The sequence below is a fragment of the Allopontixanthobacter sediminis genome (genome assembly GCF_009828115.1).
In the GTDB taxonomy this organism is placed as follows: Bacteria; Pseudomonadota; Alphaproteobacteria; order Sphingomonadales; family Sphingomonadaceae; genus Allopontixanthobacter; species Allopontixanthobacter sediminis.
Genome location: NZ_WTYL01000002.1, coordinates 1,020,639 through 1,034,898 on the forward strand (window position 1 = coordinate 1,020,639; position 14,260 = coordinate 1,034,898).

The following is a 14,260-nucleotide window of genomic DNA, read 5'->3' on the forward strand; positions in this document are numbered from 1 at the left end:
ATGGGGGTTTATTGAACATGGACTATGAGAACTTTTTCGGCAGCGAACTGCAATCGGTTCGGGACGAAGGCCGCTACCGGGTCTTTGCCGAGATCGAGCGCAAGGCCGGGAATTTCCCCCAGGCGACGCGTTACGTTGACGGCGAAACCAGCAACGTCACCGTGTGGTGTTCGAACGACTACCTCGGCATGGGCCAGCATCCCAAGGTGCTGCAGGCGATGCACACGGTGATCGACGAATGCGGTGCCGGTGCTGGCGGCACGCGCAACATTTCCGGCACCAACCATCACCACGTGTTGCTTGAAACCGAACTGGCGGACCTTCATAACAAGGAAGATGCGCTGCTGTTCACCTCGGGATATGTCTCGAACTGGGCTGCGCTTGGCACACTGGCTGCGCGCATTCCGAATTGCATGGTTTTGTCCGACGCACTCAACCACGCCTCGATGATCGAAGGTATCCGTTACAGCCAGGCGGACCGGATGATCTTCGAGCACAATTCGCCCGAGGATCTCGACCGGAAACTGGCCACGCTCGATCCCGACCGGCCCAAACTGGTGGCGTTCGAAAGCGTCTATTCGATGGACGGCGACATAGCCCCGATCGCGGAAATTCTCGACGTTTGCGAAGCGCATAACGCGATGAGCTATATCGACGAGGTCCACGGCGTCGGCTTGTACGGCCCGCGCGGCGGCGGCGTGGCGGAGCGTGAGGGGTTGATGGACCGGATCACGGTGATCGAGGGGACGTTGGGCAAGGCGTTCGGGGTCATGGGCGGATACATCGCGGCATCCAAGAACCTGTGCGATTATGTCCGCACCTTCGCCAGCGGGTTCATTTTCACCACTGCCCTGCCGCCCGCCGTGGCCGCCGGTGCCTGCGCCAGTATCCGGCATCTGAAGGAAAGCAGCGCCGAGCGCGAACGGCAGCAGGACCGGGTCGAGAAAGTCCGTAGTGCGCTGGACCGGATGGGCATCCCCCATCTGCCCAACCCGAGCCACATTATCCCGGTGATGGTGGGGGATGCGCACAAGTGCAAATTCATCAGTGACTGGCTGATGGAAAACCACGGTATTTACGTACAGCCGATCAATTATCCGACGGTGCCCCGGGGGACCGAACGGCTGCGTCTCACTCCGTCACCGGTGCATAGCGACGGAGATATCGACCGGTTGCTCTCGGCGCTGAGCGAAATCTGGTCGCATTGCGAGTTGGCGCGGCGGGATATTGCCGCCTGATTCCGATTGCCGAACCGAATGCAGATACAAAAAGGGGCCGGATGACCGGCCCCTTTTCATTCCCGCAAGATCGATCGATCAGGTTGGATTCTTGAGATAGGCAATCACGTCCGCACGCTTCTGCGCGTCGCGCAGGCCAGGGAAAATCATCTTTGTCTTGGGGACGACGCGCTGCGGATTTTCGAGGTAGGCATACAGATGCTCCTCGGTCCACGTTATGCCGCTGTTGGCGTTGGCCGGGGAATAATTGTAGCCATCCACCGATCCGGCGGTACGGCCGACAATTCCTGCGAGCGATGGACCGGTCTTGTTGACGCCGGGCTCGGTCACATGGCAGCTGCGACACTGCGCAAAGACGACTTTGCCGGCGGCCGCGTCACCGGTCAGGCTGGCATAGGCGATGCCATCAGTAGTCGCCCACTGGTCGGCGGGGGCCCCAGCGGCCGCAGCGGGATCAGCGGCGGCGGTTGTTTCGACAGCAGCGGGTGCTGCCGGCGCGGCCGGTTCGCTGGTTGCCGCGGGTTCGGCGGGTTCGGATTCTCCACCCGAGCAAGCCGCTGTCATAACCGCTAAAACGGCTGCGCCTGCCATTGCCTGAAGTCTGAGCATATACACTCCCATAGCTTTCTTATTGACCCGATGATCAATGCTTCCATTGCTACCCTAATACCGGCGAGATGGAAAGTATTTCCCAGACCGCTCCACCGAGGGTAAAACCGAACTAATCGGTGTCCAGATCCTCCTCCTTCAACACGTTGCCGCGGGAGTGCCGGACGAAGGCATAAATGGCCGCGATTGCAGGTATTGTGATGGCCCCGATCACCAGGTCTGTCGTGGAACCGAAAGGCCACGCAGCTGCGCCCGCAACCAGGAATTTGACCAGGCCGATCAGGTAATAGGCGGCTGCGATAACGGAAAGCGCCTCGATCAGGCTCTGCAGCCGGAATTGTAGCTGGATCGAGCGCTCCATCCGTTTGGTCAGGATCAGGTTCTGGGCCTTGATCCTGGTGTCGACCCGCACGTCGAGCGTGTGCATCACCCGCGATATCCGTTCGGCGATCCGGGCCAGCCGGTCGGTGAATACCGCGCAGGTGCGGGCCGCAGGGACCAGGCGGCGCTCGGTAAATTCGGCGAGGCTCTGACGATTGGGGACCGGCCGCACCTCGAGCGCCTGCAGGCGGTCCGCCGCCACGTCGGCGTAGGCTGCGGTGGCGCTGAGGCGGAAACCGGTGGCGGAGCGGATTACTTCGAGGCGGGAGGATATCTCGATCAGTTCCTGGAGCAGGCGGTCGTCCTGAGCGCTGTCCTGCATCCGCGCCACGCGGTCGGCATGGTCGGACAGTTCTTCCTCCAGCTTGTCGGCCTGCGGGCCGTAATGCTGGACCGTCGACAGGCCGAGCAGCGCCAGATTGCGGTAATTGCCCAGCTCCTGCAGTCGCTGCACGATCCGGCCACGTTCGGCATCGGAGACGTTACCGGCGCTGACGATCAACCGTCCGTACCCGTCGTCACGCAGGCTGAAATCAGACCAGATGCGGATCCCGCCGTTGACATCGGAACAGACCTGATCGCTCACATCCATGCCTTTGGCGGCGGAGATGTTGTTGACCTCATCTTGGTCCGGGATCACGAAGACGCGGGTGGCGCGCACGACGGAGCCGACCCACTGTTCCATCCAGGCGATATAGGGCGCGCGGACATCTGCGGGGCATTCGTGGGGAAAAATCAGGGTCAGGGTGCTGGCTTCGGTGTGCCGTTCCCACAGGAAGATGATGCCGCCTGCATGGCTGCCCGTGGCATCGCGGGAAGCAAGACGCCATTCGTCGAACGGGGGCTTGTCGCCAATCAGCATCCGGTCTTCCCGATCGCGGTCCTGCGCCTCGATCAGGCGGACTGACTGGAAGATTTCGCAATGGGGCGGCACCGGCGCGAACCGGCGCAGATGCATCTCGTCGACGGCCCATTGCCGCAAAGGATGGTCGTCCGGCCTCACTTGCTCCCCCCTCGAAACGCCCGATGCCCGACATTCTACAGCAAAGTGGCCGATTTGCCTCCAAAATGTTGTGACCTTCAGATTATAAAAGAACTTGCTAATTTAGAAATAGTGAATATAAGGACTGCATGAGTTTGAATGCTGATGCCATCGATCTTTCCGCCATGGTTGAGAAATCGGAGGAGGCGGCTGCGCTGATGCGTGCGCTGTCGAGTGGTCCGCGGCTGCTTATCCTGTGTCATCTCGCGGCATCGGGGGAGCTACCGGTCGGCGCGCTGGTCGAGCGGGTTGGTTTGAGCCAGTCCGCCCTGTCGCAGCACCTCGCCAAGCTGCGGGAGCAGGAACTGGTCACGTTTCGCCGTGAATCGCAGTCGCTCCATTACCGGATTGCCGATCCGAACGCACTTCGGGTCCTGGAATTACTGCATGAAATCTTCTGCCCGGAACTCGGAAAGTGACTTGCACGCCCAATCAAAAACATTCGCTGGAAACATTGTGAGGAACTTCGATGGAACCGCTTGATCCCTTTGTGGCCCTCGCCGGAGGCCTGCTGATCGGCACTGCCGCTGCGCTCCTGCTGCTGCTGTCCGGGCGGATTGCCGGGGTAAGCGGAATGCTCGCCCGGGCGACCGGAATTGCCGATAGCGGACCCAGGCGCTCGCACGCGCTGGCTTTCGTGCTGGGGCTGCCGATCGGCGCTGTGCTGATCGCAGGATTTGTTCGTGCGCCCGACGTTATCGTCACATCCTCGATCCCGCTGATTATTGCGGGCGGTTTGCTCGTCGGCTTCGGAACCCGGTTGGGCAACGGCTGCACCAGCGGCCACGGGGTGTGCGGGATGGCCCGACTGTCACCACGCTCCATTGCCGCGACCGCGACTTTCATGGCGGCGGGTTTCCTGCTGGTCGGCGTGATGCGCCATGTAATCGGAGCCTGATATCATGCGAAACGTCCTTGCCGCCTTGCTGACCGGAGTCATTTTCGGCGCGGGCCTGACCCTGTCCGATATGACCAATCCGGCGCGCGTGATCGCGTTTCTCGACTTGTTCGGTGCGTGGGATCCCACCTTGGCGTTTGTCATGGGCGGAGCGCTGGTTCCGTCCGCACTCGCCTATGTAGTGACCCGCCGGATGCGGCGGCCGCTGCTGCACACCGCCTTCCATATTCCTGAGAACCGTACCCTGGACCGCCAATTGCTGATTGGCGGCGCTATCTTCGGTCTGGGTTGGGGCCTGGTCGGCTATTGCCCCGGGCCAGCGCTCGCAGGGCTGGCGCTCGGCGCGTGGCAGACCTGGCTATTTGCAGGAGCGATGTTGGCGGGCATGTGGCTACACAGCGTCACCGACCTGCCGATCCTTCGCAGCCGTTCGGGCCTTGTGCGGAGCTAGAGCGGCTTGCGGTCGAGCGTCTTCGCCCAGGTCACGAACAGCGTGATCAGGAATGGCACCAGCAAGAAACTGAGCGCGACCTTCGCGAGCATCTGGCCGGCTATCAGCGAACCGATCGGAAATTCGCCGTAAAAGGCGAGCGTCACGAAAATCAGCGTGTCGATCGCCTGGCTGAGGGCAGACGCAATCGCTCCGCGCAGCATGATGCTGAAATTGCCGCCGCTGTCATTCTTCCCGCGCAGCCGCTCGAAGATCCAGACGTTGAGCAGTAGCGAGACGCCGTAGGCGACCGGCCCGGCCGCCATGATGCGGGGTGTCTGGGACAACACCCGCTCGAATGCGGAAATGTTTTCCGGAGGCATGTTCACGGACGGCGGCAACACCAGCACCAGCAAGACCAGCAACGCAGCCCCCGCGAGCGGCAGGAAACCCCAGAACACCATCCGGTTGGCCATGGCCTGCCCGTGCAATTGCGCCACCGTGCTCGACAGGACCACCAGCATCAGGAAAGCAAAAATCCCCGCCTCGACCGCGAGCGGACCAAGCGCCACCTGCTTGAACCCGAGCACGCCGGCAATCACCGTCATTCCGCCGTAAATCAGCGCGAACACGAACAGCGATCGGGGGATGGCAGGCGGCGTTGGCGCTGGTGTCACGGTCGGCGCCGCAGATGAGGTGTCGTTCATCGCGCCATGCCTATTGGCTGATATCGAAAAAGGGAAGTATCCCGCTGTGGATCGCTGCTGATAAGTCCATTTGACGCCAGCGCCGCAAAAGGCGAATAGCAACGCTTCTCTGTCGTTCCCCGAAAGCGCCCATGCCCCTTTTCCTGAACAGCCTGATCGGCGTAGTTGCAATCCTGTTTCTCGCCTTTCTGCTGTCGGTCGGCAAGAAGCGGATCAAGTTGCGGATCGTCAGTGCGGCCTTCGCGCTGCAATTGCTGATGGCGTTCCTGGTGCTGGGGACGGACACCGGACGCCGGGTTATCCGGACCATGGCGGACGGGGTATCGGCATTGCTGTCCTATGCCAATGAAGGCACCGCCTTCCTGTTCGGGGCGGACAACCCACTGTCCAATACCTTTGCGCTCGGGGCGCTGCCGGTGATCGTGTTCTTCGCGTCGCTGGTCTCGATCCTCTACCACCTCGGCATCATGCAGCGCGTGGTCCGCTGGGTCGGCGGGGCGATCGGCTGGATCACCGGCATCAGCAAGGTCGAGGCGCTCGGTGCGGCGGCGAATATCTTCGTCGGCCAGTCGGAAAGCCCGCTGGTGGTGCGCCCCTATCTCGCGGCGCTGACACCTGCGCGGCTGTTCACGCTGATGACGGTGGGCATGGCGGGCGTCGCCGGCACGATCCTGGCGGCCTATGCTGGGCTACTCGGCTCGGAATACCTTCCCTTCCTGCTCGCGGCGGCGTTCATGTCCGCGCCCGGCGGCATCCTAATGGCCAAGATCATCATGCCTGACGAGGACGAAGAGCCGCCAATGACGGAGGGCAAGATCGCGCTGCCGAAAGCACGGATCAGTTCGGAAGGGCCCGCAGCCCTGACCGAAAGCGGCCGGGCGCACGAAGTCGAAGTGGCCGAGACTTTTGAAGAAGGCACCAAGCCGGCCAACATCATCGAGGCCGCGGCCCAAGGCGCACAAACCGGCGTCAAACTGGCGGTTGCGGTCGGCGCGATGGTGCTGGCGTTCGTCGCGCTTGTGGCGCTTGCCAACGGTCTCCTCGGATCCGCGGGCGGGCTGTTCGGATATCCCGAGCTGTCATTCCAGCAGGTGCTGGGCTGGGTGTTCGCCCCGTTCATGTTCCTGATCGGCGTGCCGTGGACCGAAGCGGGCACTGCGGGCGGCCTGTTCGGCACCAAGATCGTCCTCAACGAATTCGTCGCCTTCATCGAACTCGGCCAACTCGGCCCTGAAGTCCTCAGTGACCGCAGCCGCGCCATCGTGACCTTTGCCCTGTGCGGCTTTGCCAATTTCAGTTCCATTGCTATTCAGATGGCCGTGACCGGCGGACTCGCGCCGAACCAGCGCCCGGTCATTGCCAAGCTGGGTTTGCGGGCGCTTGCAGCGGGGTCCCTCGCCAATCTGATGAGCGCGGCGCTGGCCGGCCTGTTCATTCTTTAACCGAGACACTTGATGACCGACATTACCTCCCAGTCCATCGCTTCCGTTTCGCTCGCCCGCCCGCTGGCGGATATCGCCGACGAACTGGGCCGCAGTTTCGCCGAGTTCGGTTTCGGAGTGGTGCGCGATCATGGTATACCGGCGGACCTGATCGCGCGGGCGGAAGAAATGTCGAAGCGTTTCTTCGCCCTGCCGGACGATGTGAAGCGCGCGTACAAGATCGAAGGCGGCGGCGGTGCGCGCGGATATACGCCCTTCGGCACGGAGAAAGCGAAGGACGCGAAGGTCCACGACCTGAAGGAATTCTGGCACGTCGGGCGCGATCTGACTGCGGGCGATCCATTGGCGGAATACATGGCGCCCAACATCTGGCCGTCAGAGGTGTCCGGCTTCCAGGAAACGTTCGAGGAACTCTACGCCGCTTTCGACAAGGCGGGGGACACCATCCTGCGCGCGATTGCGCTGCATCTCGGGCTGGCGGAAGATTTCTTCGTGGCGACGGTGGAGGACGGCAATTCGGTGATGCGGCTGCTGCATTATCCGCCGCTGGACAGCGCGGAGGCAGAAGGCGCAATCCGCGCCGCCGCCCACGGCGATATCAACACCATCACCCTGTTGCTGGGTGCGGAAGAAGCAGGGCTCGAACTTCTGACCCGGCAGGGCGACTGGCTCGCGATCGATCCGCCAGAAGGCGCGCTGGTGGTCAATATCGGCGACATGCTGGACCGTCTGACCAACGGAAAACTGCGCTCCACTACGCACCGCGTGGTCAACCCGAAGGGCGAAGCAGCGCACCGGGCGCGGTATTCGATGCCGTTCTTCCTGCACTTCCGGCCGGACTATGTGATCGAAACGTTACCCGGCTGCGTCGACAGCGAATCGAGCAGCGAAGTTCCGCCGCCAATATCGAGTCACGAGTTCCTGTTGCAGCGCCTGCGCGAGATCAACCTCGCCTAAAGGCCTGCTTTTACACAGGCCGGAATCCTCGCGAATATTATTCTTCCTGATTGTTGCATTGCAGCAACAGCGCGTAAACCCCTGCAAAAGGGGGGTTTTTACCGGCTAAAAGTCGCGCAAGTATTGTTTCGTGAATATTGTCACGCTCCGGTAACAAAACTTACTCTTTAGCGTCGTGCATCGGTCTTATCGGGACGTGACTATTCGTCTAACGCCCCAAACATCTACCGCGATCGTCACGCAAGGAACTCTACATGAAAATCAAATATCTCTTGGCGGCCAGTTTCGTCAGCCTGTCCGCAGCCGCAGTTCTCCCTGCGCCGGTAATGGCACAGCAGATCACGTCCGGTATCGAAGGAACGGTGTCCGCGGCCGATGGTTCCGCCATCCCTGGCGCGACCGTGACCGTGACCGATACCCGGACCGGTCAATCGCGTGAGCTGACCGCTGGCGCCGACGGCCAGTTCCGCGTCGACAGCCTGATTACCGGCGGCCCTTACGAAGTGACCGCGACTGCGCCCGGCTATGAAGGCCAGACGGTCGAAAGCATCTTCATCAACCTGCAGGGCAATTCGCAGCTGACCTTCTCGCTCAGCGATGCCGGTGCAGGCGAAGAAAACGTCATCGTTGTTTCCGGTACGCGCGTCCAGCTGTCGCAGCGGGCAATCGGCCCCGGCCAGTCGTTCGGCACCGAAACCATCGAAGCGTTCCCTTCGATCAGCCGCGACGTGCGTGACATCATCCGCCTCGACCCGCGCGTCAGCCTCGACCGTTCTGACGAAGTCGACCGCGTTTCCTGCCTAGGCGGCAACGACCGCACCAACGCCTTCACGGTTGACGGTATTGCCCAGTCCGACCTGTTCGGCCTGAACGGCACCCCTTTTGCCAGCCGCAACTCGCTGCCGCTTCCTTATGACGCCGTGCGCGAAACGTCGGTCGAATTTGCCCCGTTCGATGTACAATACGGACAGTTCACCGGCTGCGCGATCAACGTCGTCACCAAGTCGGGCGGCAACGAATTCCACGGTTCCGCCTTCTTCACCTATGCCAGCGACAGCCTGCAGGGTGACAAGGCCGGCGGCGTCGATTTCGCAGGACAGCCTTACAAGGAAAAGCGCTGGGGCGCGACGCTGAGCGGCCCGATCATCAAGGACCGCCTGTTCTTCTTCGGTGCCTATGAAGAAACCGATCTGGCAGACAGCCAGGAAGAGGGCCCCCAGGGCGCCGGTTACCCGGAAGAACTGGATTTCGTTACTGAAGACCAGTTCAACCAGTTTTCCGATATCCTCAGCAATGTCTACGGTATCGAAAGCGGTGGCCTCGCAACCACCCTGCCGGAAAGCAGTGTGCGATATTTCGGCCGTCTCGATGCGATCATCAGCGACAGCCAGCGTCTTGAGGCGACCTACCAGAACCTCAAGGAAACCAACGTCGAGCCCGACGATTTCTCTGACCAGGGACGGGTATTCACCGGCCTGAATTCGTTCGAGGATGAAGGCACCGAAAGCGAATATTATTCGCTGCGCCTGTATTCCGACTGGTCGGATAATTTCTCCACCGAACTCCGTGCGTCGCGCGCCATCGTGCAGGACGTCCAGGGACCATTCGGCGGTGGTGAAGCGCAGAGCGACAACCCGATCCCGCGTATCGTGGTCGGCGTCAGCGACGGCGGCAACGAGGGTTCGATCGTAGCCGGTCCGGGTTTCTCGCGTACTTCCAACGACCTCAAGACCACGGTCACCCAGTTCAAGGCTTTGGGCCGCCTCAATGCAGGCAACCACACCTTTACGGTCGGCGGTGAATACAACCAGCTCAAGGTCTTCAATCTGTTCGCGCAGAATTCGACCGGGACGCTCACCTTTGCGAACCTGACCGATTTCGCCAACGGCCTGCTGACCAGCGGCACCGACACGTTCCCCAACGGGTCCGCGATCAACGCGGGTACGGCAGCGGGTGCCTATGGCAACTTCACCGCCAGCGGCGACATTAACGATGCCGCAGCAAACTGGAAGCGCAACACGTTTAGCGCCTATGTTCAGGATGAATGGCAGGCAACCGACCAGCTCGGTATCGTCGCGGGCGTCCGCGTCGACTGGCTGTCCGGTAGCACGCCCGACATCAACCAGAACTTCGTGGACCGTTACGGTTTCTCCAACGCGGTTGGTTTCGGCAAGATCGATCCGGTTGTCCTGCCGCGTTTCGGCTTCACCTACGAAGTGGATAATTCGGGCTTCTTCAGCAACACCCAGATCAAGGGCGGCCTGGGCCGGTTCACTGGCGGCGATCCGGCGGTGTATTTCTCCAACGCGTTTTCCAACAACGGCTTCGCGGTGGGCTTCGGCCGTACCGGTACCTCGTCCTGTGGCCCCGCTGGGACCCAGCTCGATGTCACTCCGGGCGGGACCTTCACCGGTGTTCCCGACTGCGTAGTCGCTGCAGGCGGTGCGCAATCGGCCGGCGGTCTTGCCGACACCCAGTCGACCGATCCCGATTTCAAGATGCCGACTGTCCTCCGTGCCAACCTTGGTCTCTCGACCATGTTCGGTACCGAGAGCGGATTCTTCAGCGATTGGCGCCTGAATCTGGACTTCATCTACAGCAAGTTCGTCGATCCGGTTGATTTTGTCGACCTTTCGCAAGTCGTGAACCCTGCGCTGGGCCTTAATGGTTTCACGGTCGACGGTCGCCCGATTTACCGTGCGATCGATCCGACTGCGACGGGATGCAACGCAGTGCTGCAGGATCAGGGCGGCATTCCGCCGACCTATACCGGTGTTACGGCGGCATGCTTCAGCACTGGCCGGGATGATGAAATCCAGCTGACCAATGGCAAGAGCTTCGAAAGCAAGATTGCTTCCGTAATCGTCTCGAAGTTCTGGAACCGCGGCATCCTGACCGATGGCGGCAGTGTTAACTTCAACCTCGGCTATGCTTACACGGATGCTGAAAACAACCGTTATTCGAGCAGCTCGACGGCAACTTCGAGCTTCGACATCGTCGCGGCCTTCGATCGCCAGAATGTCGACGTGGGAACGGCGGAGTTCCAGACGAAGCACAACTTCACCCTGGGCCTGAATTTCCAGGAAGAGTTCTTCGGTACGAACGCAACAAGCTTTGGTTTCGTGTTCGTCGCCCGTTCGGGTCGTCCATACTCGATCGTCCAGGATAACGTGAGTTCGAGCGTGTTCAACGACAGCGCCAGCGGCGACTTCAACTCGCTGCTGTACGTTCCGACCGGACCAACCGATCCAAACGTCGTCTATGCAGCTGGTGGTGGCCAAACCGCAGCCGATGCAGCCGCCGGGCTTGATGCCTTCATCAACGCCAACGAATGCATCAGCAAGTTCCGCGGGCAGACGATTACCCGCAACAGCTGCACCAATCCGTGGTTCTACGATCTCGACCTGCGGTTCAGCCAGGAACTGCCCGGACCGGCGAGCTTCTTTGGTCTGACCGACGACAAGATCAAGCTGTTTGCCGATTTCGACAACTTCCTGAACCTGATCGACAGCGGTTCGAATGTGTTCAAGCGCTACCGGTATTCCGAAGCGCCGATCCAGGCGAACTTCAACTCGGCGGGCCAGTACGTCTATTCCAACTTCCGGGATTACGGTGCGCCCCAGGTGCAGTCGAGCTCCTCGCTGTGGAAGATCCAGCTGGGCGTGAGCTACGAATTCTAATCGCCCGCGGTTAGTATTGAAAGAAGCGGCGGCGGCACCCCCTGGGTGTCGCCGTTTGCGTTTGCAGACGCTAGGACCATCTGTATCTTCGTGCGGTGTCGCGCATTCACAGGAGACCGGTCTTGAACGACAGCCCCCGATTTTCGGCAACGAAGCGCCGGCTCAAGCCCGGCACGCTGGTGCTGATCGGCCTGCTGCATCTGCTTGCATTCTACGGTCTGGTCCGGGCCTTCGCTCCGGACTTTACCGCCGGGGTCGAACGCTCGGTTGTCTCGGCCTTCACCGTGACGGTCACCACACCGGAGGAACCCGAAACGCCTGAACCCGAACCGGACGAAGGAGTTGCGGGCGATCCGGGCAAGGAAGCCGTACCGCAGCCCGTTACCGCACCTACCCCGAAGGTAGTCGTGAAGCCCGATCCGCCCGCACCGCGCGCCTCGTCAACTGGCGATGCAGTGACATCCGGCGCCAAGGAGGAGGGTGACGGCACCGGCGCGGCGGGGTCGGGACTTGGCACCGGCAGCGGGGACGGCGGCAGCGGACAGGGAGGCGTCGCTCCGACCAGGCCGGAGCATATATCCGGCCAGATCGACAACGCGCGCGATTTTCCGGTGCCCGAAGGAGGGCGGCAGGCACGCCGCGGCAACGAGGTGATCGTGAAGGTTACGGTCGGCACCGACGGCCGGGCTCGGAACTGTAGCATATACCAGCCCAGCCGCGATGCAGAGGCAGACCGCATCACCTGCGCGCTGGTGGTCGAGCGGCTGCGCTTCAAACCTGCGACAGACCGCCGCGGTAATCCGGTCGCCGCTCCTTTCTATTGGAAGCAGCGCTGGTTTTAAGACAGATTGCAAGTTACAGATCGGGCCGGTCACATGACCGATACCGGCGCAGCCTGGCGCCGTGACAACAGCAGCTTGGAAGGCCGTGCCACCCGTGATTCATCCGATTATCCTGTGCGGCGGCAGCGGAACCCGGCTGTGGCCGCGCAGCCGCGCAGTGAAGCCGAAGCCATTCCTGCCGCTGGTCGGGAATGCGACCCTGTTCGAGGCGGCGCTGGCCCGCTGCGCTGATCCGGCGGTATTCGCGGCTCCGACCGTGGTCACCGGCCGCGATCACCTGGACCACGTGGCCGCCCAGTCGCGGGGCGTGGCGGGGGTGCAGATAATCGTCGAGCCAGCGGCCCGGAACACCGCTCCCGCAATCGCGCTGGCGGCGGCGCGGTTGCCGGCTGATGCGATCATGCTCGTCTGCCCTAGCGATCACCATATCGGCGACGAGGCCGCCTTTGTGCGCGCTGCTCACGCGGCGGCAACGCTGGCGGCGGACGGCTGGATGGTCGCGTTCGGTATCGAGGCAAAAAGTCCCGAGACCGGTTTCGGTTACATCCTGCAGGGCGCGGCGATCGGACAGGGCGGTTACCGCATCGAACGCTTCGTGGAAAAGCCGGACCGGGCCCGGGCTGAGCAATTCCTGGCTGCTGGGGGCTACAGCTGGAACGGCGGGATATTCGCGTTCCGTGCAGGAGACTACCTCGCGGAACTGGGATGCCATCGGCCCGAGATGGCCCGTTTGGTCCGCAAATCGGTCGATGAGGGCATTGTGGACGGCGCGCATTTTCATCCGGACGCCAAGGCGTTCGCGGCCATCGAACCCGATTCCGTTGATTACGCAGTGATGGAAAACACCGCCCAGGCCGCGGTGGTCGCGGCCGACATGGCTTGGTCCGACATCGGCAACTGGAACGCCTTGCAGGAAGCGCGCGCCCGCGACGACGCGGGCAACCATGTCACCGGCAGGGCCGAGCTGATCGATTGCTCCAACGTCATGGTCGAAAGCGACGGGCCGCGCGTTTCCGTGATCGGGTTGCACGACGTCGTTGTAGTCGTGGACGGTGACGAGGTGCTCGTCGTATCCGCCGCGGGGGCCCAGCAAGTGGGCAAGCTGGACGGAGCCAAGTTCCAGTGACCGAGGGCCGAGCCCGCAGCGGGAAGTTGCCGGTGCTGAGCGTGGAAAAGGTTTGGGGGATGGACACCTTGCCCGTGCCCTTTGCTGCGCCGGCGGGGCAACGTATTGGTGAGATCTGGTTTGAACCGCCACCGCAGCTTGATCGATTGCTGGTCAAATACCTGTTCACGAGCGAGAAGCTGTCGGTTCAGGTCCATCCCTCGGATGCCCAGGCCCCGGCGGGGGCCAGCGGCAAGGAGGAATGCTGGCTGGTGATCGATGCCGCGCCCGGTGCGCGGCTGGCCATAGGGTTCGAGGACGAAATTTCACGTGACGAGATGCGGGCTGCAGCGCTCGACGGTTCGATTGAGCACCTGCTGCAGTGGCATCCGGCCCGGCCGGGCGATTTCTTCTACCTGCCGGCGGGCACAGTCCATGCGATCGGTTCGGGCCTGAGCCTGGTTGAAATCCAGCAGAATTGCGACATCACCTACCGTCTGTTCGATTATGGCCGCCCCCGCGAACTTCATCTGGACGATGCGATTGCCGTCGCCAGCCGCGGCCCGCATCCGGCGGAACTGCGGCGTAGCCTCGAACCGGGCGCAGACGCGCAGCTGGTCGATGGGCCGCGCTTTCGGCTGGACCGGATTGCGGGACCTCCTTCTTCCGCTACGCTCGCCCGCTACAGTGGTCCGGTGCTGGTGGTACCGCTCGAAGGGGCTGTCTCGCTGGAAGGCGTCCGAATCAACCCTGGGGAATGCGGCTGGGCTGCCGATCTTGACTTGGTGGACTTCAGAGACGCCCTTACCAGCCTCGTCGCGCAGCCTTGTGGCTAGGCCCGCATACGAATTCCGCCGGTCCCGGGGCGGGCATGCCCGATGGCGCCGTTTCGCGGCGAGCCGGTTATGGCTAGGGTGCGGGAAATGACA

Annotated in this window: 13 protein-coding genes; 10 read left to right on the top strand and 3 right to left on the bottom strand. The window is 62.1% G+C overall.

The features are described from left to right. Window positions 1-17 precede the first annotated feature (17 nt). Entirely contained in the window at window positions 18-1,238 is a 1,221-nt protein-coding gene (gene hemA, locus GRI65_RS10555; protein ID WP_160756438.1) for a 5-aminolevulinate synthase, read from the top strand. Window positions 1,239-1,316: 78 nt separating this feature from the next. Here the strand turns inward: hemA and GRI65_RS10560 are convergent, their stop codons facing one another. Further along, complete coding sequence (locus GRI65_RS10560; RefSeq protein WP_232844040.1) at window positions 1,317-1,802, bottom strand: c-type cytochrome; 486 nt, start codon at window positions 1,800-1,802, stop codon at window positions 1,317-1,319. A 157-nt stretch (window positions 1,803-1,959) separates the two neighbouring features. Beyond that, complete coding sequence (locus GRI65_RS10565) at window positions 1,960-3,231, bottom strand: DUF3422 family protein (protein ID WP_160756439.1); 1,272 nt, start codon at window positions 3,229-3,231, stop codon at window positions 1,960-1,962. Window positions 3,232-3,359: 128 nt separating this feature from the next. Here GRI65_RS10565 and GRI65_RS10570 point away from each other — a divergent pair, with 128 nt between their 5' ends. Genes GRI65_RS10570 through GRI65_RS10580 form a run of 3 tightly spaced genes read left to right on the top strand, consistent with a single transcriptional unit; the run spans window position 3,360 to window position 4,619 of the window. Then, window positions 3,360-3,689 (top strand): ArsR/SmtB family transcription factor, encoded by a 330-nt coding sequence (locus tag GRI65_RS10570; protein WP_160756440.1) that lies wholly within the window; start codon window positions 3,360-3,362, stop codon window positions 3,687-3,689. A gap of 50 nt (window positions 3,690-3,739) precedes the next feature. Next, the gene (locus GRI65_RS10575) at window positions 3,740-4,168 is read left to right on the top strand and encodes a YeeE/YedE family protein (protein WP_160756441.1); all 429 of its coding nucleotides are present in this window, start codon (window positions 3,740-3,742) and stop codon (window positions 4,166-4,168) included. Between the two features lie 4 nt (window positions 4,169-4,172). Continuing rightward, entirely contained in the window at window positions 4,173-4,619 is a 447-nt protein-coding gene (locus GRI65_RS10580; protein ID WP_202391252.1) for a DUF6691 family protein, read from the top strand. Here GRI65_RS10580 and GRI65_RS10585 read toward each other — a convergent pair. After that, window positions 4,616-5,305, bottom strand: a complete 690-nt coding sequence (locus GRI65_RS10585; RefSeq protein WP_160756442.1) for a queuosine precursor transporter — start codon at window positions 5,303-5,305, stop codon at window positions 4,616-4,618. The two genes, GRI65_RS10580 and GRI65_RS10585, sit on opposite strands and share 4 nt — an antisense overlap. Window positions 5,306-5,436: 131 nt before the next feature. On the opposite strand from GRI65_RS10585, the gene GRI65_RS10590 reads away from it, so the two are divergent. From GRI65_RS10590 to GRI65_RS10615, 6 genes are all read left to right on the top strand, one after another. After that, window positions 5,437-6,747, top strand: a complete 1,311-nt coding sequence (locus GRI65_RS10590; RefSeq protein WP_160756443.1) for a NupC/NupG family nucleoside CNT transporter — start codon at window positions 5,437-5,439, stop codon at window positions 6,745-6,747. Window positions 6,748-6,759: 12 nt separating this feature from the next. Then, window positions 6,760-7,704 (top strand): isopenicillin N synthase family dioxygenase, encoded by a 945-nt coding sequence (locus tag GRI65_RS10595; protein ID WP_160756444.1) that lies wholly within the window; start codon window positions 6,760-6,762, stop codon window positions 7,702-7,704. A gap of 254 nt (window positions 7,705-7,958) precedes the next feature. Next, window positions 7,959-11,384: a TonB-dependent receptor gene (locus tag GRI65_RS10600; protein ID WP_160756445.1), complete on the top strand. Its 3,426-nt coding sequence runs from the start codon at window positions 7,959-7,961 to the stop codon at window positions 11,382-11,384. Window positions 11,385-11,506: 122 nt separating this feature from the next. Next, window positions 11,507-12,226, top strand: coding sequence for an energy transducer TonB family protein (locus tag GRI65_RS10605; protein WP_160756446.1), 720 nt, complete (start codon window positions 11,507-11,509; stop codon window positions 12,224-12,226). A gap of 85 nt (window positions 12,227-12,311) precedes the next feature. Further along, window positions 12,312-13,352 (top strand): mannose-1-phosphate guanylyltransferase, encoded by a 1,041-nt coding sequence (locus tag GRI65_RS10610; protein WP_160756447.1) that lies wholly within the window; start codon window positions 12,312-12,314, stop codon window positions 13,350-13,352. After that, window positions 13,349-14,167, top strand: coding sequence for a class I mannose-6-phosphate isomerase (locus GRI65_RS10615; RefSeq protein WP_408609041.1), 819 nt, complete (start codon window positions 13,349-13,351; stop codon window positions 14,165-14,167). Before GRI65_RS10610 ends, GRI65_RS10615 begins: the two co-directional genes overlap by 4 nt. The last annotated feature ends 93 nt before the right edge of the window (window positions 14,168-14,260 follow it).

Bases quoted from the DNA above. Each gene is read 5' to 3' on its own strand.
- hemA (WP_160756438.1), top strand. From the start codon at position 18: ATGGACTATGAGAACTTTTTCGGCAGCGAACTGCAATCGGTTCGGGAC.
- GRI65_RS10560 (WP_232844040.1), bottom strand. From the start codon at position 1,802: ATGACAGCGGCTTGCTCGGGTGGAGAATCCGAACCCGCCGAACCCGCG.
- GRI65_RS10570 (WP_160756440.1), top strand. From the start codon at position 3,360: ATGAGTTTGAATGCTGATGCCATCGATCTTTCCGCCATGGTTGAGAAA.
- GRI65_RS10575 (WP_160756441.1), top strand. From the start codon at position 3,740: ATGGAACCGCTTGATCCCTTTGTGGCCCTCGCCGGAGGCCTGCTGATC.
- GRI65_RS10580 (WP_202391252.1), top strand. From the start codon at position 4,173: ATGCGAAACGTCCTTGCCGCCTTGCTGACCGGAGTCATTTTCGGCGCG.
- GRI65_RS10585 (WP_160756442.1), bottom strand. From the start codon at position 5,305: ATGAACGACACCTCATCTGCGGCGCCGACCGTGACACCAGCGCCAACG.
- GRI65_RS10590 (WP_160756443.1), top strand. From the start codon at position 5,437: ATGCCCCTTTTCCTGAACAGCCTGATCGGCGTAGTTGCAATCCTGTTT.
- GRI65_RS10595 (WP_160756444.1), top strand. From the start codon at position 6,760: ATGACCGACATTACCTCCCAGTCCATCGCTTCCGTTTCGCTCGCCCGC.
- GRI65_RS10600 (WP_160756445.1), top strand. From the start codon at position 7,959: ATGAAAATCAAATATCTCTTGGCGGCCAGTTTCGTCAGCCTGTCCGCA.